The sequence below is a fragment of the Williamsia limnetica genome, from assembly GCF_003217475.1.
Classification (GTDB): domain Bacteria; phylum Actinomycetota; class Actinomycetes; order Mycobacteriales; family Mycobacteriaceae; genus Williamsia; species Williamsia limnetica.
Genome location: NZ_QJSP01000001.1, coordinates 41,677 through 66,357, shown reverse-complemented (window position 1 = coordinate 66,357; position 24,681 = coordinate 41,677). Strand labels below are relative to the sequence as shown.

General features: G+C 64.2%; 21 protein-coding genes and 2 pseudogenes. 10 read left to right on the top strand and 13 right to left on the bottom strand.

All coding sequences use genetic code 11. The annotated features are described in order from the left end of the window. Positions 1-55: 55 nt before the first annotated feature. Both DFR67_RS00310 and DFR67_RS00305 read right to left on the bottom strand, forming a co-directional pair. A pseudogene (locus DFR67_RS00310) lies at positions 56-346 on the bottom strand (globin domain-containing protein); the annotation flags it as partial. Positions 347-464: 118 nt separating this feature from the next. Then, positions 465-1,433 carry a sterol desaturase family protein gene (locus tag DFR67_RS00305; protein ID WP_211324905.1) on the bottom strand — a complete coding sequence of 323 codons (969 nt, stop codon included), beginning with the start codon at positions 1,431-1,433 and terminating at the stop codon, positions 465-467. Positions 1,434-1,574: 141 nt separating this feature from the next. Between DFR67_RS00305 and DFR67_RS00300 the strand changes: the two genes are divergently transcribed. Then, positions 1,575-2,405 (top strand): HAD family hydrolase, encoded by an 831-nt coding sequence (locus DFR67_RS00300; protein ID WP_211324904.1) that lies wholly within the window; start codon positions 1,575-1,577, stop codon positions 2,403-2,405. A gap of 24 nt (positions 2,406-2,429) precedes the next feature. Here the strand turns inward: DFR67_RS00300 and DFR67_RS00295 are convergent, their stop codons facing one another. The 3 genes from DFR67_RS00295 to DFR67_RS00285 are packed head-to-tail and all read right to left on the bottom strand — an operon-like array spanning position 2,430 to position 6,050. After that, on the bottom strand, positions 2,430-3,998 hold the full coding sequence (locus DFR67_RS00295) for a PH domain-containing protein (protein ID WP_110467455.1): 1,569 nt from the start codon (positions 3,996-3,998) through the stop codon (positions 2,430-2,432). Further along, a complete protein-coding gene (locus tag DFR67_RS00290) occupies positions 3,995-4,483 on the bottom strand; it encodes a PH domain-containing protein (RefSeq protein WP_110467454.1) in 489 nt (162 codons plus the stop codon). Before DFR67_RS00290 ends, DFR67_RS00295 begins: the two co-directional genes overlap by 4 nt. A gap of 22 nt (positions 4,484-4,505) precedes the next feature. After that, complete coding sequence (locus tag DFR67_RS00285; RefSeq protein ID WP_110467453.1) at positions 4,506-6,050, bottom strand: carboxylesterase/lipase family protein; 1,545 nt, start codon at positions 6,048-6,050, stop codon at positions 4,506-4,508. A 272-nt stretch (positions 6,051-6,322) separates the two neighbouring features. On the opposite strand from DFR67_RS00285, the gene nhaA reads away from it, so the two are divergent. Next, positions 6,323-7,633 (top strand): Na+/H+ antiporter NhaA, encoded by a 1,311-nt coding sequence (gene nhaA / locus DFR67_RS00280; RefSeq protein ID WP_245937628.1) that lies wholly within the window; start codon positions 6,323-6,325, stop codon positions 7,631-7,633. Between the two features lie 80 nt (positions 7,634-7,713). Here the strand turns inward: nhaA and DFR67_RS00275 are convergent, their stop codons facing one another. Then, positions 7,714-8,208, bottom strand: coding sequence for a DsbA family protein (locus DFR67_RS00275; protein WP_245937627.1), 495 nt, complete (start codon positions 8,206-8,208; stop codon positions 7,714-7,716). A gap of 77 nt (positions 8,209-8,285) precedes the next feature. On the opposite strand from DFR67_RS00275, the gene DFR67_RS00270 reads away from it, so the two are divergent. Then, a complete protein-coding gene (locus tag DFR67_RS00270; protein ID WP_110467450.1) occupies positions 8,286-8,522 on the top strand; it encodes a hypothetical protein in 237 nt (78 codons plus the stop codon). Between the two features lie 16 nt (positions 8,523-8,538). On the opposite strand, the gene DFR67_RS00265 is transcribed toward DFR67_RS00270, so the two are convergent. From DFR67_RS00265 to DFR67_RS00250, 4 genes are all read right to left on the bottom strand, one after another. After that, positions 8,539-9,525 (bottom strand): LLM class F420-dependent oxidoreductase, encoded by a 987-nt coding sequence (locus tag DFR67_RS00265; RefSeq protein ID WP_110467449.1) that lies wholly within the window; start codon positions 9,523-9,525, stop codon positions 8,539-8,541. A gap of 62 nt (positions 9,526-9,587) precedes the next feature. Beyond that, complete coding sequence (locus DFR67_RS00260) at positions 9,588-10,058, bottom strand: SRPBCC family protein (RefSeq protein WP_110467448.1); 471 nt, start codon at positions 10,056-10,058, stop codon at positions 9,588-9,590. Then, entirely contained in the window at positions 10,055-10,399 is a 345-nt protein-coding gene (locus tag DFR67_RS00255; protein ID WP_110467447.1) for an ArsR/SmtB family transcription factor, read from the bottom strand. The genes DFR67_RS00260 and DFR67_RS00255 overlap by 4 nt, the downstream gene beginning before the upstream one ends. 74 nt (positions 10,400-10,473) lie before the next feature. Beyond that, a complete protein-coding gene (locus tag DFR67_RS00250) occupies positions 10,474-10,824 on the bottom strand; it encodes a cupin domain-containing protein (protein ID WP_211324903.1) in 351 nt (116 codons plus the stop codon). 211 nt (positions 10,825-11,035) lie between these two features. On the opposite strand from DFR67_RS00250, the gene DFR67_RS00245 reads away from it, so the two are divergent. Continuing rightward, a complete protein-coding gene (locus tag DFR67_RS00245; RefSeq protein WP_110467446.1) occupies positions 11,036-13,456 on the top strand; it encodes an ATP-dependent Clp protease ATP-binding subunit in 2,421 nt (806 codons plus the stop codon). 198 nt (positions 13,457-13,654) lie between these two features. After that, positions 13,655-14,476 (top strand): alpha/beta fold hydrolase, encoded by an 822-nt coding sequence (locus tag DFR67_RS00240; protein ID WP_110467445.1) that lies wholly within the window; start codon positions 13,655-13,657, stop codon positions 14,474-14,476. A gap of 72 nt (positions 14,477-14,548) precedes the next feature. Here DFR67_RS00240 and DFR67_RS00235 read toward each other — a convergent pair whose 3' ends face one another. Beyond that, on the bottom strand, positions 14,549-16,015 hold the full coding sequence (locus DFR67_RS00235; RefSeq protein ID WP_110467444.1) for an MFS transporter: 1,467 nt from the start codon (positions 16,013-16,015) through the stop codon (positions 14,549-14,551). A 63-nt stretch (positions 16,016-16,078) separates the two neighbouring features. Here DFR67_RS00235 and soxR point away from each other — a divergent pair. From soxR to DFR67_RS00220, 3 genes and pseudogenes are all read left to right on the top strand, one after another. Then, positions 16,079-16,518: pseudogene (gene soxR, locus DFR67_RS00230) on the top strand (redox-sensitive transcriptional activator SoxR). A 121-nt stretch (positions 16,519-16,639) separates the two neighbouring features. Beyond that, a complete protein-coding gene (locus DFR67_RS00225) occupies positions 16,640-16,969 on the top strand; it encodes an ArsR/SmtB family transcription factor (RefSeq protein WP_110467443.1) in 330 nt (109 codons plus the stop codon). Beyond that, a complete protein-coding gene (locus tag DFR67_RS00220) occupies positions 16,969-17,664 on the top strand; it encodes a cation efflux transmembrane domain-containing protein (protein WP_110467828.1) in 696 nt (231 codons plus the stop codon). Before DFR67_RS00225 ends, DFR67_RS00220 begins: the two co-directional genes overlap by 1 nt. 60 nt (positions 17,665-17,724) lie before the next feature. On the opposite strand, the gene DFR67_RS00215 is transcribed toward DFR67_RS00220, so the two are convergent. Together DFR67_RS00215 and DFR67_RS00210 are read right to left on the bottom strand one after the other, a co-directional pair. Beyond that, a complete protein-coding gene (locus tag DFR67_RS00215) occupies positions 17,725-18,897 on the bottom strand; it encodes a serine hydrolase domain-containing protein (protein ID WP_211324902.1) in 1,173 nt (390 codons plus the stop codon). Positions 18,898-19,076: 179 nt separating this feature from the next. After that, positions 19,077-21,950, bottom strand: coding sequence for an AfsR/SARP family transcriptional regulator (locus DFR67_RS00210; protein ID WP_158539863.1), 2,874 nt, complete (start codon positions 21,948-21,950; stop codon positions 19,077-19,079). A 190-nt stretch (positions 21,951-22,140) separates the two neighbouring features. Here DFR67_RS00210 and DFR67_RS31030 point away from each other — a divergent pair, with 190 nt between their 5' ends. Beyond that, on the top strand, positions 22,141-23,385 hold the full coding sequence (locus DFR67_RS31030; protein WP_158539862.1) for an alpha/beta hydrolase family protein: 1,245 nt from the start codon (positions 22,141-22,143) through the stop codon (positions 23,383-23,385). Further along, entirely contained in the window at positions 23,382-24,677 is a 1,296-nt protein-coding gene (locus DFR67_RS00200; protein ID WP_110467440.1) for a M23 family metallopeptidase, read from the top strand. The genes DFR67_RS31030 and DFR67_RS00200 overlap by 4 nt, the downstream gene beginning before the upstream one ends. Positions 24,678-24,681 lie beyond the last annotated feature (4 nt).

Here is a 24,681-nt window from a genome sequence, read left to right as displayed (position 1 = left end):
ACGTGGGTTTGCCTGATGGGAGTGGGTTTGTGCGACAAGATGATTCAACCCAGCGCCGCCGCTGCTGCGGGGTGATCGCCTTGTCGATGTGATGCGCAAGCATGTTCTCGTAACCCCCGCGATGCGCTGTGTAGTCGGCAGGCCCACCGAATACCTCGCCGACCCACGTCGCAACATGCTTCGCGTGATGCGGATCCATCCCTGCGAACAGCGGGCCCAGGAGGTCGTCGGCAGGCACGATCTCATAGAAACGCGTGAAGAGCTTTTCCAACGCTTCTCGGCCACCCGCCCATTCGTACAGCGTGGGGACGTGAGCACCTGACGCGACTCCGGGATCGTCGCTCATGTCATGTCCGGCAGGATTTGGTCGTCGATGTGGTCCAGGATCATGGGCGGCGCCTCCCGCACTCGCAGTTACGGCGACGATACAAGCCTCGGGTGCTCGATGTGCGCTGATCCGCAGGCTACGGCCCGTTGCCGGCCTCGGCGAGGCCGCCCGACAACGATTCGGGCGGCTGGGTCAGCACCGCAGCCTCGCGAGGCCGCCAGCCAGGAGGCCCCAGGACGAAACCCAGTTTGTCCTTCCATCGCGACGCCTGGCGGACGTCGCGGGCGATGGCCGCGTACTCGCGGGTCTCGAGTCGCCAGATGTTGAAGGTGTCGACCGGTTTCGTGAGTCCGTAGTGAGGTCGCTGCAGTTCCTTCTGGAACGTGCCGAACATGCGATCCCAGATGATCAGGATCCCGCCGTAGTTCTTGTCGAGGTAGTCCTCGTCACGGCCGTGGTGGACGCGATGATGTGACGGTGTGTTGAAGACGAACTCGAACGGACGCGGCAGGTGACCGATGCGTTCGGTGTGAATCCAGAACTGGTAGACGAGGCTGAGCGAGAACGCGAAGAACACCATCCAGGGTGGCACTCCCAGCAGGGGCAGAGGCAGCCACATCAGGATCTCACCACTGTTGTTCCACTTCTGTCGCAGCGCTGTGGAGAAATTGAAGTACTCGCTGGAATGGTGGGCCTGATGAGTCGCCCAGATCAGTCGAACCCGGTGTGCGGTGCGGTGATACGCATAAAACAGCACATCTACGCCCACGATGGCTACCACCCAGGTGTACCACTTGTCTGCCGACAACTGCCATGGCGCGACGTAGGCGAACAGCGCAGCGTATCCGAGTAGCGCCAGCCCTTTCCAGATGGCCATCGTCCCGATGGAGACAAGGCCCATCGAAATGCTCGCCCGGGCGTCTGCGGAGCGATAGGCACCGGGGCGCGGTCGTTCCAGGTCCGTGTTCAAGCCCTCTCGGCGCTCGAGAACCCGGGCGGCTGCCGACTCGATGACGAGCAGCAGGAGGAAGAAGGGAATTGCCAGCGCGACGGGATCCCGCAACGGCTGCGGCAACGCGCCGAAGAGCGATACGACACCATCCACATCGACTCCTTTACCCAGGTCAGCCTCGATCTGGCTTCGCTCACGTTACACCCGAGGCTCAACTGTAACCCGGCGATGGTACGTAAGCGTACCGCAAATCTTGTGCGGCCTGGTTCGCGCCGACTTACGGCGCTTGGCACCATGGTGCAGGTGACTATCCGACTGGTTGCCACCGACCTCGACGGCACACTCTTGAACTCCGACCGCGCGATCAGTCCCCGATCAGCCGCTGCGATGACCGCTGCGGCCGACGCCGGGATCATCGTGGTCTGGGCGACGGCCCGCGCAAAGCACTCGGTGCATTCCCTCGCCACTGCGTGCGGGTTCCGCGGTATCGCGGTGGCAGCAAACGGCGCGGTCCTGATCGATCTCGCCGACGGCACACCGGACATCGTTGACGTCCAGCCACTCACGGCCGTGGTTGCCGACTCAGCGATCGCCCGGGTCCGCCAACTGGTCCCGGGAACCGTCTTTGCGACTGTCGGCCCGACACGGTTCATAGCCGACCCCGGATACGCCGTCCTCTGCCGTTTCACCGACCACCACCGAGATCCGGCCACGATGGAGTTGTCCGATACTGCGTCGCTCGACGACGAACCCATCGTGAAGATCGTCGCCAGACATCCCGAGGTGGCCAGTGAGAACCTCTTCCGCCGCGTCGCTGCCGCGGGGATGGCTGACGTGACCCCAACGCATTCCGGGGCTCCCTACCTCGAGATGGCCGCGCTCGGGGTTTCCAAGGCAACCGCTCTCGCGCAATTGTGCGCCCGCTGGGGCATCGACCGGTCGGAGGTCGCTGCCTGTGGTGACGCCATCAACGACCTCCCGATGCTCGGCTGGGCAGGACGGGCACTGTGCCCGGCCAACGCCAGTGCCGATGCCCTCGCCGTTGCCGACCAGGTACTGCCCAGCAACGACGACGACGGCGTTGCGACGTTCCTCGAGTCCCTTGTGGCTGCTGCGGTCTCCTAGGTCAAGCGCGCGATCGAGCGGCGCTCAACTGACGAACTCACGCCCACCGAGGGCGGACGCGAGTTCCGTTGCCGCGTCGATGCCGACGTCGACCACATAGTACGCCTTCTCGCCCGAGGCCGTCGTGGCGATGACGGATGCCAACCCGAGCCTGCGCTGCAGGACCGACTGGCGTACTGCAGCGCCGCTGACCCCTCGCAGCTGGACGGCATCGAACCGACGAAGAAAGTAGCCGCGGCGACTGAACAGATATCCGTCTGCCACCCGATGACCCAGGCCACGGTAATTGCCCAGCGCCGCCGGGACGAGCAATGCACCCGCGACGACCGGTATCGCGACCAGAGAGATCGGCCAGTCCCACCACCACCACGCTGCCACGAGCCCTGCTGCGAGGACCACCGCCGCCGCTTGATAGCGAAACAGAATGCGCCGCAGGGCCGCAGGCGGATGCCGGTGCAGCCATCCCGGTGCCAGCCTGTCCGCGGTGAGAACCGTCTCGCCCAGGAGTGTGTTCGCCAAGGACACCGGGATGTCGCGGGTGGTCGTGGGTACCAGCACTCCCGAATCCTTGTTCTGCTGGTCAGCACTGACACCGGTGAGGATGGGCACCAGCCGCGCACCGCGCAAGGCTCGGGTGGTCAAGGCTTCTGCCACCGTCACCCCGCGTAACCGGGACTGGTCGACGGTGAAGGAGCGTGTGGTCAACAGGCCCCTGGTGGCCACGAACCGACCGCCCTGTTCATGCACAAGCGTGTAGTTCCACCACGATTCGACGAATACTGCAGCCGCGCCGATGACGCCCACCACCACAAAGCAGCCGCCCGTGGTGAGAAGCCACAGCCCCCACGACACCCGGTCCAGATATTCGGAGAAGTACCACCCGACATAGGTATCGGGGCTGCGACCGAGGAATTGCATGCCCTGGTAGACGGATCCGAAGATCACGGTGGGAGCGGCCACCGACCACACGCCGACGATGGCATAGAGCATCCACGCCCAGCGGATCCGGAGCACTGTAGGCGGCGATGTCTTCGTCAAGTTGCAGTCGGTCCCGGCCACCGCCGCCATGGATTCCGTTCGCTCAGCAGCCTTTCCGGCCGCTGCGAGAAGGTCGGCCCGCAGCGAGGCGGCGATCGGCGCGCGCACCGCGTCGAGCTGCAGACCCGAGTCCCCCGCTGCCACCTGCTGTCCGGTGCCGATGGTGACGATGGCCAGAGAGAACAAGCGCAGAATCGGTTTCGCAGTGATGTCGACGGTTCGGATGCGGTGCAGTGGCACCCTACGCACTCGTCTGACGAGCAGCCCCGAAGTGATCTGCAACTCGGTGACGGTGATCCGGTACCGAAACCTGACGTACCGCAACATGTAGAAGCACGGGACAACAACCGCCACCGCGGTCAACGCCACGAAAGTCCACGACGACGACGAGTCCCGTTGCCCCAGAATGACCCAGGCGAACGCGACAGGAGCGACCATGACCAGCATTCGAGTGAGGGCAGCTCCGATCATCCGGCTGTCGAGGCGCTGCCACGGCACATCGGTTGGTAGCGCTTCCAGCGAGACGAGCGACCCCTGCGCGGGTTCGTCGCTCATGTCGCGTCCCCGACCGTGCTTTCTGTTGCCACCGTCAGTTCGGCCACCAGATCATCGGCCACCACCCTGTCGAGACCCTGGATCACGATCTCGCCGTGTGCCGATGCCGTGGTGACCGATACCTGCGACAATCCGAGGAACTGATGAAGCGGATTTCGTTTGGCCTCGACCGATTGGATCCGCGAGAGCGGCGCCACCTTCCACTCTCGGGACAACCATCCGGTCTTCGCATACACCGCGGTATCGCTCGCCTCCCAGCGATGAACCCGGTAGCGCAGGAACGGCATGGTCACCGTCCACAGCAGCAGCAGCGCGCCCACCGACGCAGCGGCGACCAGAAAACCTGTCCGCACGCCCGACCAGATGATCGCCGGGACGACCAGAGCGGCCACCGCGATCGCCAACAGGCACAGACACTCGAGAAGCCAGTACCACCGCGACCGCGGGTCGATCCGATTGCGCGGTGCCCGGGGTTCGCGGTCCATCCGCACAGCATAGTGTCCAGCGCTAAAGGAAATTCAGGACGTCGTCACCCCACGCCTCACGCAGGTCTCGGTCGAGATCGTCGATCACCGAGTCCTGACGGTCGATCACCAGCGTGGCCCGCTGGTCGCGTTCGTAGGGGAACCATTCCAGATCTCCGGGCAGTCCGCGCGGATGTCCGTCGACCGCGAACGAGACCCACCGGTTCTGCAGACGCGCCGACAACGCCTTGCCCACCTTCAGGCCGCCGAGCTTGAACGTGATGTCTTTGCGTCCCATCACGAGATTGCCCCACACGTAGGGCAGCTCGGTCGCGTGGGTAGCGCCGACGCGCAGAGCCCGCAACATGGGTGTGGCCCAATCGAAGCGATAGAGATATACCGGCGCCACCGCGCTGTGGGCTTCGGCAAGCCAGATCGTCGGCATACGGAATCCGATGTCCCGGGCGACCGCGAGACCGGCCGCCTTCAGTTTCATACCCGAATAGGCGGAACCGATCTCGGCCTCGCTGGGCAGTTTCAAGTCGGGTTGCTCCGAGGCGATCTCGGTGAACATCGCTCTGATGGCATCGGGGGTGATGGGCATCAGCGGCGACTTCATCCACTTGAACAGCGCGGCCTCATCCTTGTTCGTCCCGATTATCAACGCCACCGGATGCGACTGTCCGGCCCGGAAAGCCGCCAGCGGATAATCGGGTAAGAGGTCGCGATCGACGGTCGGCGCGAATGCGAGCGTTCCGGGCGACGTGGCGGGGACGTCGGTGAACAGCGCCAGACCCGCAGCGACGATCTGGTCGACCGGCAGATCCTGCAGGACCCCGACATCGGCTTCATCGACGCCGAGTTTCTCCAGGAATGTCGTGGCCACCCGCTTGGCACGAGCACTGTCGTAGACCGACGTGGCAGGTGCGCTCTGAGCGATCGCACGTGCGAACAGACCCCGTGCCGCGGGGATCGTCAGCATGGTCGTGACGATCGACCCGCCGGCCGACTCCCCGAACAAGGTCACCCGGTCGGGATCGCCGCCGAACGCTGTGATGTTGTCCCGGACCCATTCCAGGGCCAGGATGATGTCGCGCAGCGCAAGGTTCGTGTCGAAGTGGCGTTCGTCGGTGCGAAATCCCGACAGATCGAGGAATCCGAGGGCGCCGAGCCGGTAGTTGATGGTGACCACGATGACGTCTCCGTCAGACACCAGGGCACGGGCGTCGTACAGCGGCTGGTTCGACGACCCGAAGATGTAGGCGCCGCCGTGCACCCAGACCATGACCGGTTTCTCATCGCCCGCCTCGACCGACGCTGCCGCCCAGACGTTCAGGCTCAGGCAATCTTCGTCGTGGACGGCACCTTCACCGAGCCTGATCACAGGATTGCTCGGTTGCGGCGCAACCGGGCCGAAGACGGTCGCATCAGCGACGTCGGTCCACGGCTCTGGTGGCGTCGGAGCGCGCCACCGCAGCGGCCCGACCGGCGGCGCCGCGTATCGAATTCCACGCCAAGACTTCGTGATCCCGTCATCGAGTCCGCGCACCGGTCCGTTCGTGGTTTCCACGCCGCCATCGTCTGCCATTTTTGATTCTCCTACCGACCAGGGTGGGCTGTATGTGCCACCCTAACGATGGCTGCGACCGAGCCGTTGTGAGCGTTCCGAGTGATCAAACGCCGGGTCTCGGTCGAAGCACAGGCCTGACCGTGCCGGGGGCCGCTCACTGCCGCACAATGATCGGCGTGGCAAGTGATGATCGCCGACCGGAAGCGCCCTCGGTCGGTCCCGGACTTTCTATCGGCCCTGGGCCGACGACCCGACTGACATCGTCGAGGACGTCGGTATCGCCGCGGGCAATGCAGTTTCTCTCCAAGGAGTCGGGCAGCGCCGGACTGCTGCTGGCCGCGACCGTTGTGGCCCTGGTGTGGGCGAACGTTCCCGGAACCGGATATGCCTCGTTCTGGCACACCGATGTGGTGCTGCAGGTCGGATCCTGGTCGACGGCCCTCGACTTCCAGCACATCGTCAACGACGCGGCGATGGCGATCTTTTTCCTGGTGGTCGGCTTGGAGATCAGTCGCGAGGTCACGGTCGGAGAACTCACCGATCGCCGCACCGTGATCGTGCCCGTGCTCGGCGCGATCGGTGGCCTCATCTTGCCCGCCCTGATCTATCTGGCCTTCCAGCCCACCGGCCCCGCCGCGGCGGGCTGGGGCATCCCGATCTCCACCGATACCGCCTTCCTCCTCGGCATCCTGGCCCTGTTCGGGCCCCGGTGCCCAGATCAGATCCGCCTCTTCCTGCTGACCCTGGCAATCGTCGACGACATCGGCGCCATCACCGTCATGGCGATCTTCTACACCGACGACGTGTCACTGGCCGCTCTCGGAGTGGTCGCCGCGCTGGTCGCCGTTTTGGTGTTCATGCGCTGGGCACGCATGTGGAAACTACGGCCCTACATCCTGGTGGGCATCGCGTTGTGGTGTGCGGTCTTCGAATCGGGACTACATCCGACGCTTGCCGGCGTGATCTTGGGGGTGATCATCCCGACCGCTGCGGTCGAGCCCGAGCAGCGCGAGCGGGTTCGCGCCTACGGTCGCCTGGCGATTCAACGTGCGGACGCCACCCGTGCCAGGTTGGCGTCGGCAGCCGTGCGGGCCACGGTTCCCGCCAACGAGCGACTACAGGATGCCTTGCACCCGGTGAGTGCGCTGGTGGTCGTCCCGTTGTTCGGTCTGGCCAACGCCGGTGTCGCATTGAACGCCGATGCCTTGAGTGCGGCGTCCAGTTCATCCGTGACCATCGGCATCATCGTGGCGTTGGTGGTCGGCAACGGTGTCGGGATCTCGCTTGCCGCGGGACTGGCCTTGAAGTTCGGACTCGGGTATCTGCCCGGTCAGGTCCGCTACGGACATCTCATCGGCGGCGCGGTACTCGCCGGCATCGGGTTCACCATTTCCCTGTTCATCACCGACCTCGCCTTCGACGACCCCGTGCTGCAACAGGATGCCAAGATCGGCGTGCTCGTCGGCTCAGCCATCGCGGCCATACTCGGGTCGGTGTTGCTGCGCTACCTCGGCGAGAGGCTACCGCTGTGCAGCCTCGCCGACGCCGACAACCCACCGAGCCTGCCTGCCGGGCCGTGGATCGACCCCACCCTCCGCTGACGCCATAGACGCGCCGGATTTACGAAGACGCTCCACATATAACCGTCGCGTCCTCGTAAAGGCGGCGCGTTTGCGCGTATTTACCCCGAGCCAGTCGCTGCGCGCAGCGCATCGAGCTCGATGTCGCCGGTGTACCGGACACCATCGACGAAGAGGCTCGGTGTTCCCCTAACGCCTTCACCGATTCCCCGGTTGTAATCCGCTTCGACCGCTGCCTTGTACGGCTGCGCCGCCAGACCGATCACCGAGTCGACCACGCCGGCCCGGTACGCATATTCCGCAAGGTGCGAATCGTCGAGGTGATCCTGGTGGGCGAACAGTTCGGCGTGCATGTTCCAGAAACGATCCCCGGAAGCCTCCGCCGCCAACGCTGCGGTGAGCGCGAACGGGTGCACCTCGAACAGCGGGAAGTGCCGAAAGATGAGACACACCCGGCCATTCGACTCGTCCACCACCTGGGTGAGGACGGGAGCTGCCGCCCCACAGTACGGACATTCGAAATCTCCGTACTCGACGATGCGGACAGGCGCATCGGGGTTCCCGTAGAGATGCCGATCGGGGTGGATGTCGCTCACCCGTACATTGTCACAAAGCGCGTGCGGACAGGCGCAGCTCGCCGGCCGATCCGGGCGCATCCCCATAGACTGGTGTGATGGCAGCATCGGAATCGGACGCAGCAGAGATTCAGCGAGTTCGCGAGGCGCTTGCTGCCGCCGAGGCAGCGCTGGACGGTCTGATCAGTGAACTCGGTGCCGCCTCCCCCGATGCAGATACACAGTCGGAGGAGGCCGCGAGACGAACAGAAGAACGCGCGGCAGCACTCACCGGCGACATCGACCGTCTTCGCAGACAGGTCGAACAATTCAGGGATCGGGTCGACCGGGGCTGATCCGTCGACGAGTCGATCAGCGCAGCGCGGGCATCACTTCCGATTCGAACTGCTCGATGCCCGAGAGGTCATAGGCAGCTTCCGGGAAATAGAAGATGCCATAGGACATTCCCTTGTCCTTCAGCACTGACAGCTTCTCGATGATCTGTTGCGGCGTTCCCACGCCGGGCAGATCACGGAATGCCCCCAGCGCAGCTTCGGCCTTCTCCGCGCCAACGTGCGGAGTCAGACGCTCCACCAAGGTCGCCAGTCGCTGCTCGACCTCGGCCTCGGTTGACCCGATGGCCACGTTGTAGTTGGCAGAGCGAACGATGGCGCCGAAGTCGGTGCCGACCGTGTCGCAATGCGCTCGCAGGATCTCCGACTTCTGGGTGAAGCCCTCGGGGGTGCCATCAAAATTGGTGTACTGCGCGTACTTCGCGGCGATCTTCAGCGTCACCTTCTCCCCACCACCGGCGATCCAGATCGGGATACCGCCGTCCTGCAACGGAAGTGGACGGCAGATGGCGCCGTCGACCTGGTAGTGCTTGCCGTCGAGCGTCGCGGAGCCGGTCGTCCAGGCCTGCTTCATGATCTGGACACCTTCGTCGAGGCGGCCCAGACGCTCTCCGGCGGACGGGAATCCGTAACCGTATGCACGCCATTCGTGCTCGTACCACCCGCCACCGATGCCCATCTCAACTCGTCCGCCCGAGATCAGGTCGGTGGTCGCGGCCACTTTGGCGAGATACGCCGGGTTGCGGTAACTCATCGCCGTGCACATCTGGCCGAGCCTGATCCGCGATGTCGACGCCGCGAGAGCCGACATCAGGGTCCACGCCTCGTGTGTGGCCTCCTCGGTCGGAGCCGGGACGGTGTGGAAATGGTCGTAGACCCACAGCGAATCCCACGCCCCCTGATCGGCCCGCACCGAGAAGTCACGCATCACCGCCCACTGATCTGCGGGGTCGATACCGACCAGGTCCAAACGCCAACCCTGAGGAACAAACAATCCGAATCGCATGAACTCGATCCTAGACTCGGGTCACCGACGTTTCCCGGACAGCGACGGTGGCCGGCTGTCCCTCAGGCCTCGGCGAGTTCGGCGAGTTGCCGGGTGACGGTTCCCCATCCGTCCTGAAATCCCATCTCGTCGTGCATGTTTCGATCAGCAGAGTCCTTGTGGAGTGCCGTGGCGGTGTATTCGGTGCCCTCTGGATGCTCTGCGAACGTGATGGTGGCCGTCATGAACGGATTGGGCGCCGGGCGCCATCCGCCGACCAGCGCAGTGGTGAACACGATGCGTTCGAGATGGTCGACGGCAAGGAAGCAACCATCGATATGGCCGGCATAGTCGCCGCCGTCTTCGCTGATCTCGGTCGAGAACGCACCTCCGGGACGCAGATCCATTGCTGCGACCCTGCATTTCGCGGGGGCCGGGACCCACCACCGTTCGAACTTCGTGGGCTCCGTCCAGGCAGACCAGACGACCGCCCTCGGTGCTCGGATGATGCGCGAGACCATCAGGTCACGGTCGGTGTCGATGGACATGGTCATTGGTTGTTCTCCTCTGATGTGGTGACGAACGCTTCGAGCCGGTCGGTCCGGCCCTCCCAGATCGCGCGCTGCTGCGTGAGCCATGACTCGGCGACCGCGAACTTCTGTTTCTCGATCGCGCAGGTGCGCACCCGCCCGGCCTTGGCCGTGCGGATCCAGCCGCTCGCCTCGAGCAGCCGAATGTGTTTCATGAAAGACGGCAGGGCCATGTCGAACGGCCTTGCCAGCTCACTGATGCTCGCGGGCCCCTGCCCGAGACGGCCCAGTACTGCGCGGCGGGTGGGGTCTGCGAGCGCCTGGAAAACGCTGTCCAACTCTTGCTCTTGCTGATACTGAGCCATAAGGAAAAGTATCAGCAGTCAACACTTAGCGCAAGGGCTAAGTAAAGGTCGGTCCAACACCGATCGGGTGGGATCTACCGACGCGAGGGCTCGCCGGTTCCCGTCACCGTGGTGAGGATGAACACGGAGTCCTCTACGGCGGCAACACTGTGTCGATGGTGGCTGAGACCCCGCAACTCCCCTGCCCGCAACGTCACCTCATCGTCACCGGCGATGACGGTGACGGCCCCGGACAACACGAGGACGCTCGCCGCGGGCGGCGAATTGTGCTCGCCGAGCTCTGTTCCGCCGACCATGGCGATCAGGGTCTGACGGAGCGGACCGTCGTGGACGAGGATGTCGGCACTGCGACCGTGCGGATCATCGTGAGCCAGTTGCAGATGCTTCGCCGCAGAGTCATTCAAGTTCGAATCGGTGTCGACCATTGCTGGTATCCCTTTCCGTCAGCCCCCGCTGGTCCAACGCTAGCGACTCGCGGGCGTCCACGTGGCCGGGCTCGACAACAACGAGCAGCCGTGCAATCACGCCTACTCCTGCCAGCATGTTCTCGAAAATGAGCCTCCGCGGGAATTGATAGCACCCCACTCATGTTGATTGAGCCGTATGCACTCAACTCTTCACAGGAGGCTTTCCCGAATGGCAGCATTCTTCGGGCCCGACGGCCCGCGGCGCATCGACATCAGTCGTCTGATGAGCAAGTCCACCCAGGACCTCATCGCGGAGGCGGCACAGTTCGCCGCAGGTCGCGGCGACGCCGAACTCGATGCACTCCATGTTCTGCACGTCATGGCAGACAACGATCCGACGCGCGGTCTCATGCAGCGCGCCGGCGCCGACCCTGCCGCGGTGGCGGCGGCCGTCGAGCAGCGCCTTCCCAGCGGAAGTCCGTCCGCGGGATTCGGCACCACCACATTGAGCGCCGCCGTGCGAACCGCGGTCTTCGAAGCGCATCAGCTCGCGCAGGCGCTGGGATCGACCTACATCGACCCCGAACATTTGTTCGTCGCACTCGCCGGAGACCAGGACCGGGCGGCAGGCCGGTTGCTCGCTGCTGCCGGACTCACCCCCGAACGTCTGCAGACCGCATTGCAGGGCGGCTCGGCCGACGAGATCACCCAGAGCGAGACCCCGAACCTGGACAAATATGGTTTCGACCTCACCGAACGTGCCCGCACGGGCGGAGTCGATCCCGTGATCGGTCGCGCCGACGAGATCGCGCAAACCATCGAGATCTTGTCCCGACGGACCAAGAACAACCCGGTCCTCGTGGGTGAGGCGGGCGTCGGCAAGACCGCCATCGTCGAAGGACTGGCCCAGCGAATCGTCGACGGCGAGGTGCCCGAACGACTGTCCGGCAAACGCATCGTGCAGCTCGATCTGTCGAGCATGGTCTCGGGTACGCGCTACCGCGGCGACTTCGAGGAACGTCTCAACGGCGTCATCGACGAGATCGTCGCGCACTCGGACGAACTGATCGTCTTCATCGACGAGGTGCACACCATCGCGGGCGCGGGTGCAGGTGCAGAGGGGTCCATGGACGCCTCGAACATCCTCAAGCCCAAGCTGGCACGCGGTGAACTGCACATCGTCGGCGCGACCACGCTCGACGAGTACCGCAAGAACATCGAGAAGGATCCCGCTCTGGAGCGGCGTTTCCAGCCGGTGACGGTGCCCGAGCCGAGCATCGACGATGCCATTGCGATCCTGACGGGCCTACGCGGTCGTTACGAGGAACATCACGGCGTCCGATACACCGATGAGGCGATCACTGCCGCGGTCGAACTGTCGTCGCGCTACATCGGGGACCGCTTCCTGCCGGACAAGGCGATCGACCTCATCGACCAGGCGGGGGCACGGATGCAGCTGGCCTCACCGGCAATCGACACCGAGGCCCTGCGCAAGAAGCTGGCCGCGCTCGAGACCGCGAAGGAAGAAGCTGTCGCGCAGGAGAACTACGAGAAGGCTTCGTCGTTGCGGGACGAGACGGCTGCGGTGCAGGCCCGTCTCGACGGCAATCCGGACGCGTCGACATCCGCATCGGAGGTGACCGCCGAGCACATCGCCGACGTCGTCTCTCGTGCAACAGGGATCCCCGCGAGCCAGATGACCCAGCAGGAGAAGGAACGACTACGCCGTCTGGAAGACGAACTGCATCAGCGGGTCGTCGGCCAGGATGATGCGGTCAAAGCAATCGCGCGAGCGGTGCGCCGCAGCCGCACCGGAATGGCCGATCCGGATCGTCCTGTGGGCAGCTTCCTGTTCCTCGGACCCACCGGCGTCGGGAAGACCGAACTGGCAAAGGCTTTGGCGACGTCGCTGTTCGGCGACGAGAAGAAGCTGCTGCGACTCGATATGAGCGAGTTCGGCGAACGCCATACGGTGAGCCGGCTGATCGGAGCGCCTCCCGGCTATGTCGGTTACGGCGAGGCCGGCCAGCTGACCGAACAGGTCCGGCGCAACCCGTACTCGGTCATCTTGCTCGATGAGATCGAGAAGGCGCACCCGGACGTGTTCAACACGCTGCTACAGGTCCTCGACGACGGGCGGCTGACCGATGGACAGGGTCGCACTGTCGACTTCAAGAACACGGTGCTGATCATGACCAGCAACCTGGGATCAGACATCATCTCGAGCAAGTCGGGTGGCCTCGGGTTCAACTCCGGCGACACCACGGCGGCCGAGAAGCCGATGCGCGAGAAGATCATGGGTCGACTCCGCGAGTCGATGAGGCCTGAGTTCCTGAACCGGATCGACGAGATCGTGATCTTCCGTAAGCTCGACGCCGTGCAGTTGCACGAGATCACTGACCTACTCCTGGCCGACAGCCGTAAGCGGCTTGGAGCCAAGGGTATCGAGATCGAGTTCAGCTCCGCTGCTGTGGACTGGATCGCTGAGCACGGCCATCAGCCCGAGTTCGGCGCCAGGCCGTTGCGGCGGTCGATCCAGCGCGCTGTCGACGACCGGATCGCAGATCTGTTGCTCGACGAGATCCTGACAGAGGGCGGCAAGGTGTCGGTGAGCGTCACCGATGACGAACTCGACCTCGTCGTCGCCTGATAGAAACTGTTTGCGAGATCCCCGGCTCGGGTTCCGAGCCGGGGATCTCGCCGTTCATGGGCCGTTCTCAGTTCCGGTGATCGCCGACAATTGCCGAGAGTTTTACCTACGGTTGTCTCTACCTGAGTCGGTTTCGCGCAATGATTTCGACGAGCCATCCGAGCAGCACCCGATATGCACTGAGGTGAACAGCAGAACATGCCTTACATCACTACTTCTGACGGAACCGAGATCTACTACACCGAGCAGGGCACCGGACAGCCGGTTCTGTTGAGCCACGGCTGGCCGCTGTCTTCGGACGCCTGGCAAACCGAGCTCAAGATCCTCGCCGACGCCGGCTATCGGGCCGTCGCCCACGATCGGCGCGGGCATGGCCGCTCGTCGAAGACCTACGACGGCAACAACATGGACACCTACGCCAAAGATCTGTCGGAACTGGTCGAGGCGCTCGACTTGAAAGACCTCGTGGTGATCGGCCACTCGACCGGCGGCGGCGAGGTCGTCCGGTATGCAGCGCAGTACGGCAAGGGTCGTGTCGTCAAGGTGATCACCGCGGGCGCAGTGCCACCGGTGATGGTGAAGTCCGACGCAAACCCCGAAGGCACCCCGATCGAAGCGTTCGACGGTATCCGGGCGGGCGTCCTCGGCGACCGCTCGCAGTTCTACCAAGATCTGACGGTGCCCTTCTTCGGAGCCAACCGCGAGGGATCGAACGTATCGCAGGGTGCGAAGGACGACTTCTGGCGTCAAGGCATGCTCGTCAACCTCGCAGCAGCATATGACTGCGTGAAGGCGTTTTCCGAGACCGATTTCACCGAAGATCTCAAAGCGCTCGACGTGCCAGTTTTCATCGCCCACGGCGACGACGACCAGATCGTTCCGATCGAGGCCGCCGCCAAGAAATCGATCGACCTCGTCAAGGACGGAACGCTGAAGGTCTACCCCGGAGCGCCGCACGGCATCTTCGGCGCCTATCAGCAGGAACTCGACAAGGACATCCTCGAGTTCATCAAGAAATGACCCACGTCCATCCGGGGTCCGGCTGCGCTCGCCGGCCCGGATGACGCGCGGTCCGTCTGTGATCGTGGGATTTCAGGCTCGGGTTGGTCGGTCAGGCCGTGGGCCGTTCGCGACGCCGCTCAGGCCGGCTTCGCGGTTGTCGGCTGTCGTCCGGCGCCGTGGAAGGGCGCGACCTGCGAATGCCGCGCCGATGATCGCGATGGCCGCGAACGAGAAGAGAAGCAATTGCGCAGATCGCAGCACTGACGGTTCTCCGATGTTGACCAGCACGCCGGCCAGGGCAGCGCCGAATGCGTTGGCGATGAGTTGCACGGTATTGATCGCTGCGGACGCCCTTGGTCCTTCCCCGGGTTCGGCGACCGAGGTCATCGCGGCGACTGCCAGATGCGGCCAGGCGATGCCGATTCCGACGCCGGCGACAAGCAAACCGATGGTCCACGCGATGAGGACGCCGACTCCGGCGTGATCGGCGACAAACGCCGCCATGATGCCCAGTCCGACGGCAACGAGAATCGGTCCGCAGACAACGATGCGCCGCACCACACCAGGAGCGGTGGCGGATGCGCTCGGCACTTCACCCAGAGTCCATCCCAAAGCCAGTGCCGCACCGAGGAATCCAGCGGCAATGGGTGACAGGCCGGCGAGTCGCTGACCGAACAGGGGTATGAACATCTCTGCCGTTGAGGCAACAGCAAGGACGACGATGGTCAGATACACCCATTTGAGCGATGAACCGCTGAACGTCGAAGGCGGAAGGATGCCGTGAGCGGCGCGGCGGTCTGCTGCGACGAAGGCGACAAGAATCATGACTGCAGAGCCCACCATCGCCGCGGTGACCATGAGGTTCGACAGAATGCCGGCAATGCTCACCATCGCCGCTGCCGCGGTCAACAATGCCAGCGAGAGAGCCGGGACCGGGGTCTCGGTGGCGACGCCGGCTGTGTGGGGCGGGAGTGCGCTGGGGACAAGGACAGCGACGGCGACCGTCGCAATGATCAGAATGCCAAAGGCCCAGCGCCAGATGCTCAGTTGCGCGAATACTCCGCCGATCGCGGGGCCGGCGAAGGTGCCGACCCCCCACATTGCCGATACCAGTGCCGCGCCGCGCGTCCAAAGGTGTTTCGGGAGAGCGGCGTTGATGACGGCATAACCGAGCCCTGCCAAAAGGCCCCCTCCCAGCCCCTGGATCATTCGACCGGCCAGGAAGAGTTCCATCGTCGGGCTGACCGAACACGCTGCCGTGCCGACTGCGAAGACTGCGAGGCCGATCAGGTAGGCCCCTCGTGGTCCGCGGGCGGTCAGGAGGTTGGTGACCAACATCGACGAGATCACCGACGCGACGAGGAATACCGTCGTCGTCCAGGCGTAATACCGTTGACCGCCGATCTCTTCGATGGCAGTGGGAAGCAGACTTGTCGTGAGGTAGACGTTGGTCGCGTACAGCGCGACGCCCCCGGCGAGGACTGTGGCGGTGCCGAGGTACGGGCCCCTCAGTAGTTGTCTCCAGGTGCCGGATGGAGAGTCGTTGGGAAGGTGCATGGTGACGACTGTAAGATCTCAAGTGCACTCTAGATCAACAGTGCACACCCGTTGAAAGGCAAAATGATCCGGAAGAGCGACGAACTCTTGTCGATCGGGCAGGTGGCGGCGCGCACCGGCGTTGCCGTCTCCGCGGTCCGCTACTACGAAACACTGGGTCTCATTCCCGCTGTGCGTACCGCGGGAACATGCGGAAGTTTCCACGACACACGATCCGACGGGTGTCGTTGATCCAGCTGGCGGTCAGGTTCGGCATACCTCTGGCCGAGGTCGCGGAGGTGTTCGCATCGCTGCCCGACGGTCGAACTCCGAACAAGAAGGACTGGCAGAAGACCTCGCACGGGTGGAATGAACGCCTGGAGGAGCGCAAACAAGCAATCGGGCGAATGCAGAACGAACTGACTGGATGTATCGGCTGTGGGTGCCTGTCCCTGAAGACCTGCAATCTCCTCAACCCGGGTGACGAGCGCGGCCGAGAGGGCCCTGGCGCCCGGCGCATCTAGCTGCGAGGGACGTCCCGAACGCGCCGTGCCACGCCTCGGCGATTTCATCACAGCACAGTCGCCGACCGGCAGCGCTTAGTACAGATTTTCCTGAATTCAGGTATGGATGTACCATCCTCACATGGAGACCTTGATTCACCGGGAGGCGCTGGCCCGGTTCGGCTACGCACTCTCGGATGGGACCCGCAGCCAGATATTGCTGCGCCTGCGATCGGGCCCGGGGTATCCGTCCGACCTGGCGGAGCAGATCGGTGTGTCGCGCCAGATTCTGTCGAATCACCTTGCTTGCCTGCGGGGTTGCGGGTTGGTGGTCGCGGTTCCCGAGGGGCGCCGAACTCGGTACGAGTTGGCCGATCAACGCATTGGTCGCGCCTTGGACGATCTGATGGGTCTGGTTCTGGCGGTTGACCCGGCGTGCTGTTCGGATGCGCAGGATGAGGGGTGCTGCTGATGGCCGCCGGCGCGGGTGCGCCTGATCTGCGGCCACGCATGACGATGGCTCGGCGGCAGCTCCTCGCACGTCGGATCCAGTGGTTCGTTGCTGCCACCATCACCTACAACGTCCTCGAGGCCGTCATCGCGCTCAGCGAAGGGGTCAGGGTGTCATCGACAGCCCTGATCGGTTTCGGCCTGGATTCAGTGATCGAGGTTTCCTCCGCTGCCGCAGTGGCCTGGCAGTTCGCCGGCAAGGACCCCGAATCGCGGGAGAAGGTCGCGCTCCGGATCATTGCGTTCTCGTTCTTCGGTCTTGCACTGTACGTAACCGTCGACGCCATCCGATCATTGACCGGCACCGACGATGCCGAGCACTCGTCCATCGGAATCGCCCTGGCTGCAGTGAGCCTGGCCATCATGCCCATCCTGTCGTGGCTGCAACGGCGAGCGGGCCACGAGCTGGGCTCGTTGTCAGCTGTAGCGGACTCGAAGCAGACGCTGTTGTGCACATATCTCTCAGCCGTCCTCCTGGTCGGCTTACTGCTCAATTCCTTGCTCGGATGGTCGTGGGCTGACCCCATCGCCGCCCTGGTCATCGCGGTGATCGCGGTGAAGGAGGGCGTCAATGCGTGGAAGGGTGACACTTGCTGTGCGGCACCACACCAACCCGCACTTGCCGCCGCCACTCACAATTGCGATTGCTGCGACTGACGGCAGGCCGCCCCTCACAGAGTGCTGCCCTCACCGCGGGAGTCCTGCGATCCGAAGCAGTTAGCCGACCGCGGCTTGCAGTCCCGCCGACACCGCCGGAGCCGGGAACACATCTTTTCCGTCGACGCTGAAGGTGTTGTCGCTGTTGGTCAACACGATGATCGTGGTGTCGGCATCGTAGTTGTGGAACAAGACACTGTTGTAGCCGGGAATGTCCCCGTCGTGACCCCACCAGCCGTTGCGGTCACCGATGCCGAATCCGTAACCCAACGTGGCAGTGTTCGGCGGGATGTCGCGGACGATCGAATCGCGACGCAGCTGTTGCGTGGCCTCATCGAGGACGCCGTCGCCGGTGAACAACGCGTGTCCCCACTTCTTCAGATCGTCGAGGGTGGAGATGACCGCACCTGCCGTGAATGCGAACGACGGATTCCAGTGCGTCGAGTCGACATTCCGGCCGGGAGGCTGATTTTGGTTGGTCATGCCGTCCATGTGCGGATCGCCGATCTCGGTGGATCCTCCCGCAAAGGTCGTGTCGGACATGCCGAGTGGTTTGAACAGTCGCGACTCGAAGACCTCGGCAATCGGTTGATCGAGTACCTGTTCGATCACCATTCCGAGCAGGACGTAGTTGGTGTTCGAGTAACTCCACCCCTGCCCCGGTGCGAAATCGGCAGGCAGCGGTTTCACGGCGTCGACGAGTTCTTGCGGCGGCCAGTCATATTCGGGGTCCGCGAAGTATTTGGTCACGACTGCGTCCGACTCCGTGTAACTCGGAATCCCGCTGGTCATGTCCGCCAGCTGCGCCAACGTTGCCAGGTCGCCGTTGGGTAGACCGGGGACGTACTCACCGATCGGGGTGTCGAGCGACAGTTTGCCCTCTTGAACGAGCTGCAGCAGCACGGTCGCCGTCATGGTCTTGGTCAACGAACCGATGCGGGTCTTGTCGCTGACGGTCGGCGGTTCGGTCTTGCCTTCCCCGACGACTCCCGACGTTCCGGTCCACGTTCCCTCCGGCGAGGTAACCTGCGCGATCACACCGGGAAACCCGGCCTTGGCCCGGGTGTCGTCGAGGACCTGTTGAAACTGCGCGGCCTTGTCCGCCGCCACGGCCGGGGCGGCGGACGACGATGAGGCAGCCGCGTCGTCGTTCGATGACGAACACCCGCCCGCCACCAGGGAGACGATTGCTACCGCGGTGACAACTGCCAGAACTCGTTTCTTGATCTTCATACCTACCTCTTCGACTCAGTTGCGTGTGATGCTGTCGTCGATCCGATCGGACACTGAGCGCTCATCGAGTCCGCCGTGCCCAGGGTTGGCGCGTGTCACGAGTAAACAGTCCCGTGAGGCGGTCTCACCGTGATCTAACGATGAGGTGACGACGGTCGCATTCGCGGCCCATGAGGTCTTCATGTGCTGATCGCGCCGCGCAGGTCGAGGTCGTCGATGAGCCGGACAGGGTCTACCTCGCCCATCCGGATCCCGCTGTCCCAATGCCGTTCGAACTCGACACCGAGGTGCGCCCTGACCTCGTCGAGCAGTTCATCCGTGCCGGGGTGCCAGGGCCATTCCCGGCTTTGGCGCATGCTCAGCGCGTACGAGAGCCCGTAGTTACGCGCAGCCTCATCGGGCAGACCGGCGTTGGCGAAGTGGCTGCCGCGGGTCTCGAAGCTCTCGGAGAAGTTGTGCGTGCCGAGCAACTTCTGCGTGCGCAGAACTTCGTCGCAATATTTCAGACCCAGAACTCCGTCGCCGGAGAACTTCGCCGCGATCGAGTGGGTGACGTTGGCAAACAGAGCGGCCATGTTGTTGCCGACAGCGATGTTGTCGGCCAGCACTGCGTCAGCCTGGGCGAGCGCGGTCGCACCGTCTCCCCCGACGAGTGCACTGGCGGCCAGGATGCTGCGCGCCACCAACACGGTGTGCTCGTCGGCGGGCTCCGCGAGCGCGGGCACCGACGAGGCCGCCTTCAGCGCCCAATCGAAGACGTCGCCGGTCCAGGCGCACACCGACACCACCAGCAGGATTCGGACGGCGTCGGCGACACGATCCTCAGGCGGGTGCGACAAGATCGGGATCGCCTGCGCCAAAGCCTTTTCCGCCGCGTCGGTGTTGTGAGCCAACGCCTGTGCGCAACCAGTGACGGCCTGGCCAACCGCCGCGTCGAACGCATTGGGCCTCATCTGCGCCATGGCAGCGTCGGCGAGCTCGGCCCAGCGAAGGAACTCCACGGTCTCTTCTCGGTCGTGCCAGAAGAAGATCAATCGCCACAGCATGGCGAGCCCGTCGACGTGAGGTGCATCAACGAGAGTTGAACGCAGTACCGCACGCACCGAGGCCTGATTGTCCTCGAGCCACTGGTAGTACGCCGACTGTTCTGCTCGTCCCGGGTCCGGCGAATCTGTGATTCGCCCGACCACCCAGCGATCTCTCACCGCACAGGCCTGCCTGCGTTCGGCCTCGGCCAGCTCACGATCGGCATGTGCTCTGATCGGCACCAACTGGACAAAAGAGGTCGTGCGATCGGGCGTGGTCGGTCGTGTCGACACCAGCATCGATCGGTGGACCAGACCGCCGACGAGGTCGAGGGCGTGCTCAGCACTCAGCGGGGCGATGCTGCACAGCCGTGCCGCCGCTTCGAGTGTGAACGGTCCTGGCAGCACAGCCAGTCGCCGGTGCAGGATCTGCTCATCATTGCCTGCGAGTCGGTATCCCCAATCAACGGTCTCGAGCAAGTTCGAATGACGCCTCGCGCCATGCCCACTACGCGTCAGTTGGCCCGGCGCCCCGTCGAGACTGTCCGCGATCTCGCCGAGGTCGAAGACGCGCGCGCGGGCCGCAGCCAGTTCTATTCCCAGCGGCAGACCGCCCACAGCCGCGCAGATCCGGGCAATGGTGGCACCTTCGCGACCGCTCCGATCGGGGCGATCGAGCGCGTCACCCATCCGGTCGACGAACAGCTGTACCGCCGCCGACTCACTGAACTCGGCGGGGGTGCTGTCAGGCGTGGGAACGTCGAGTGGTGCGAGCTGGTACCGCCGCTCACCGGGCACCTCCAGCGGCTCCCGGCTGGTGGCGAGCACCTTGGACCGTTCACTCACCTCGAGTATCTGGTCGACGAAACCGGCCACGCCGGCCAGTAGGTGTTCGCAATTGTCCAGCACCATCAGCAGTCGCCGCGACGTCAGGTGGTCGCCGATCAGCTGAGTTGTCGGCGTATCCGCGACGGGACGGAGCCCGAGCGTGTTGGCGACCACGGCCGGTACGGACTCGGGTTGGTCGACGGGCGCGAGGTCCACGAACCAGACGCCTTCCGGGTAGTCATTGCGAACACTGAATGCGACCTCCGTTGCCAGCCGGGTCTTTCCGACCCCGCCCGGGCCGAGCACTGTCACCAGGTGGGCTGCGTCGAGCGACGCTGTCACCGCTGCTTGATCGTCCGCACGACCGATGATCGTCGAACGCCGACTGGGCAATCGCACCTCGACCGGTCTGTTCCCGATTTGCTGACCGGTTCGCGGCCGGAGCTGATCGTCCTGATTCAGGATCTGATGATGCACTTGCGTGAGCTCAGGACCCGGGTCGATGCCTAGCTCATCGGCGAGGACCCGCCGGATGTGCTCGAACGCATCCAAAGCGGCTGCCTGTCTGCCGGATTGATACAGCCCGAGGATTCGGTGCACCCACAGGCGTTCTCTCAGAGGGTTCTCGGCGATCACAGCTGCGAGTTCGTTTACTGCCAGTTCCGGTTGACCCGCCTCCCGCAGAGCCGCGGCCCGGCACTCGATGAGGTCGAGTCGGATGTCGGACAGGCGGGCGCGTATCGGGGTCAGCCATCCGGTGTCTGCGACGTCGTCGCAGTAAGGGCCACGCCACCGTGACAGTGCCTTCTCACTGATTGCCAACGCCTCAGCGAGGTTGTTCTCGCCCAACAGTCTGCGCATCGAAACGCTGGCGCTCTCCAACATCCGCGAGTCGATCTTGTCCGGTGAGACCGCCAGCCGGTATCCGGTCTGATCGGTGAGCAGGACGGTCGGCGCACCCCGCGGTCCGCGGCCCGGTTCGAGGACCTTCCGTAGTCGCCAGATGTGCGACTCCAGAACCTTCACACTGCGTTCGGGAGCGTCGTCGCCCCAAATCGCGTGGATCAACGTCGCGGTGGTCACCGGTTCCCCGGCCCGGGCCAACAACACCGCCAGCGCAGTCGACAGACGAGCCCCGCCTGGAGGCCTCGACAACCCGTCCGACTCGATGAGCAGCGACCCGAGATCCCGAAACTCCACCCCCAGAACAGTACCGGGGATGTCCGATTCCGTCGCCGGATCCTGAGCAGGACGAACCAAAAGTATGGACTGCAGTCTTCGCTGTGGGATCCGTCGGCATTTGAGCGCCGTGAGACCACCGGCCGAGACCATGGAGACCGATCACTCCAGACCTGCCACGGCCCGAGTCCACCGGAAGAGAGCGCACGCCATGACGACGACACACGACAGCACCACCCGAGTAGTGGACCTACGAGGAATCGCTTTCTCCGAGCCCGAGTTCGACGGCCAGTTCCTGCGCGCGCTGGACGCCGTTCCCAGTGGCGGAGCCGACATCGGCGAATGTTTTGTGACGGCCAGAAGAATTGTTGCCGGCGATCACGACAGCTGGCATCGCGAGTGGACCGCGACCGCCGACCGGATCTACGCCGCGGCGCAGGAGAGTCTGGCTGCCGGCCACCGGGTCAGCGCGCACGACGCGTTCCTCCGGGCCGTGACGTATTACCGCACCAGCGGCGTGTTCTTCTATCGCCCACCCGTGGACCCGCGTTTCGTCGAGTCCTACCGGCGGCAGCGCGAGTCCTTCTGGCAGGCCGCAGCACTCTCGGAGTGGAACATCGAACGAGTATCGGTACCGTACGCGGAGACTGAACTGCCCGCCTACTTCGCCACGCCCGACGGAGATGGGCCCTTCGCGACGGTGATCCTGATCGGTGGCTACGACGGCACCAAGGAGGAGTCGTACTTCGCCGGGGGTGAAGCAGCACTGCGCCGCGGATACGCGGTGTTGATGATCGACGGGCCCGGTCAGGGTGGAGCACTCATCGAACAGGGACTGGTGTTCCGGCCTGATTGGGAGGCGGTGGTCACCCCTCAGATCGACTGGCTACAGTCGCGTCCCGAGGTCGATGATCAGGGGATCGTCCTTCTCGGTCGCAGCTGGGGCGGCTATCTCGCACCCCGTGCCGCGGCGGCCGACCATCGGGTCGCAGCGCTTGTCGCGGACGCCCCCCAGTTCGCTCCCGGCGAGGGCGCGGCATTCATGTTGCCTCCCGAGTACCGTGATCAATTACACACGGGGGACCCTGAGATTCTCAATACTGTTCTCACAGAATCGATGTCAAAGAACGCAGTACTCGACTTCGGCCTGAACCGCGGCATGTTGACGCACGGGTTGGCACACCCGCTCGACTATCTGCGCGATGCCAAGCGGTACACGTTGCGCGGGTACGCGGAGAACATCACATGTCCGACCCTGCTGTGCTCGGGCGAGAACGACACGAGGGGCGGAGGCGCGAAACCGCTGTTCGACGCCCTGACATCAGACAAGAGGCATATCGAGTTCACCAACGCCGAAGGCGCGGGCGAACACGACGAGGCCGGTGCAGCCGCCCTTTTCGAACAGCGCGTTTTCGACTGGCTCGACGACGTCCTCGCAGGCCGAGGGCAGGAGTGATCAGGCGTACCCACGTCGGCGTGATCGCGGTCGCGGCGCTCACCCTCGTCATCGCGGGGTGCACCAGTGGCGAAGACCCTGAGACCGCACCGACGAACACCGCAGCGTTCGACAACGTCGTGGTGCCGGAAGCGTTCACGAGCGTGACCATGACCCAGATCGGGGACCCGACCTTCCCGTTCCTCGGGACCGACGGCAAGTACCACGTCGCCTACGATCTGCAGCTGACCAACGCATCTCCGGTCCCGGCCACCATCGAAGTGGTCGACGTGGTGGACGGAACCGACCCTACGAAGGTCATCACCAGCTTCGCCGGCGCAGCACTGGTCGACCCGAATTGTGCTTACGGCGACTGCAACCGTCTGCAGGCCGTGCCGCATGGCCGCCTCGAGACTTCGATCATCCCGCCTCGAGAGAGCCGCGTCCTGTTCCTCGACTACACCTTCGACAATCAGAGCGAGGTTCCGAAAGCCGTTCTGCACCACCTACGGGGCACCGGAGCCGACTCCCCCGCCTCACGCGAGCCCGCTCCGATCGACTATGTGGTCACTCCGATCGACCTCGCCGCGAGCACGCCCCGGGTCATCTCCCCGCCTCTGCGCGGCGACAACTGGATCGCTCTGAACGGTTGCTGCGAACCCGGGTTCCCGCACCGCGGCTCGACGTTGCCGGTCGACGGCAAGCTGAACAACAGCGAGCGATTTGCCATCGACTGGAAACGTACTGACGACTCCGGTGCGTTCTACGTCGGCGACAAGACCCAGAACACGAGCTATGTCGACTACGGAACCGAGATCCACGCGGTCGCCGATGCGACCGTGGTGTCGGTCCTCGACAACATGGCAGCAAACGCGCCCGGCGTCCTCCCCGCGCAAGATCCCGTCCTGGCGGCGAAGCTCACGGCACTCAACGTCGACGGCAATCACATCGTCTTGGATCTCGGCGACGGCGTCTTTGCCATGTATGCCCACCTCATCGAGGGGTCACTACTGGTCAAACCCGGAGACAAGGTCAAGGACGGACAGGTCATCGCGAAACTCGGAAACACCGGTAACGCCAACGCCTCTCACCTACATTTTCAGCTCATGAACGGTCCTACCTTGCTCGGGTCCGACGGGGTCCCCTACGTCTTCGACGACTTCGACTATGCCGGTCAGGTCCCGGTGGAAACGATCATGGCCGCCGACGACTACTTGACCGGAGATTTCCTGCAGGACAAACTCCCTGAGCCACAGGCCCGCAACGATCAACTCCCCCTGAATCTCGCGATCGTCAACTTCCCCGAGAACTGAGAGG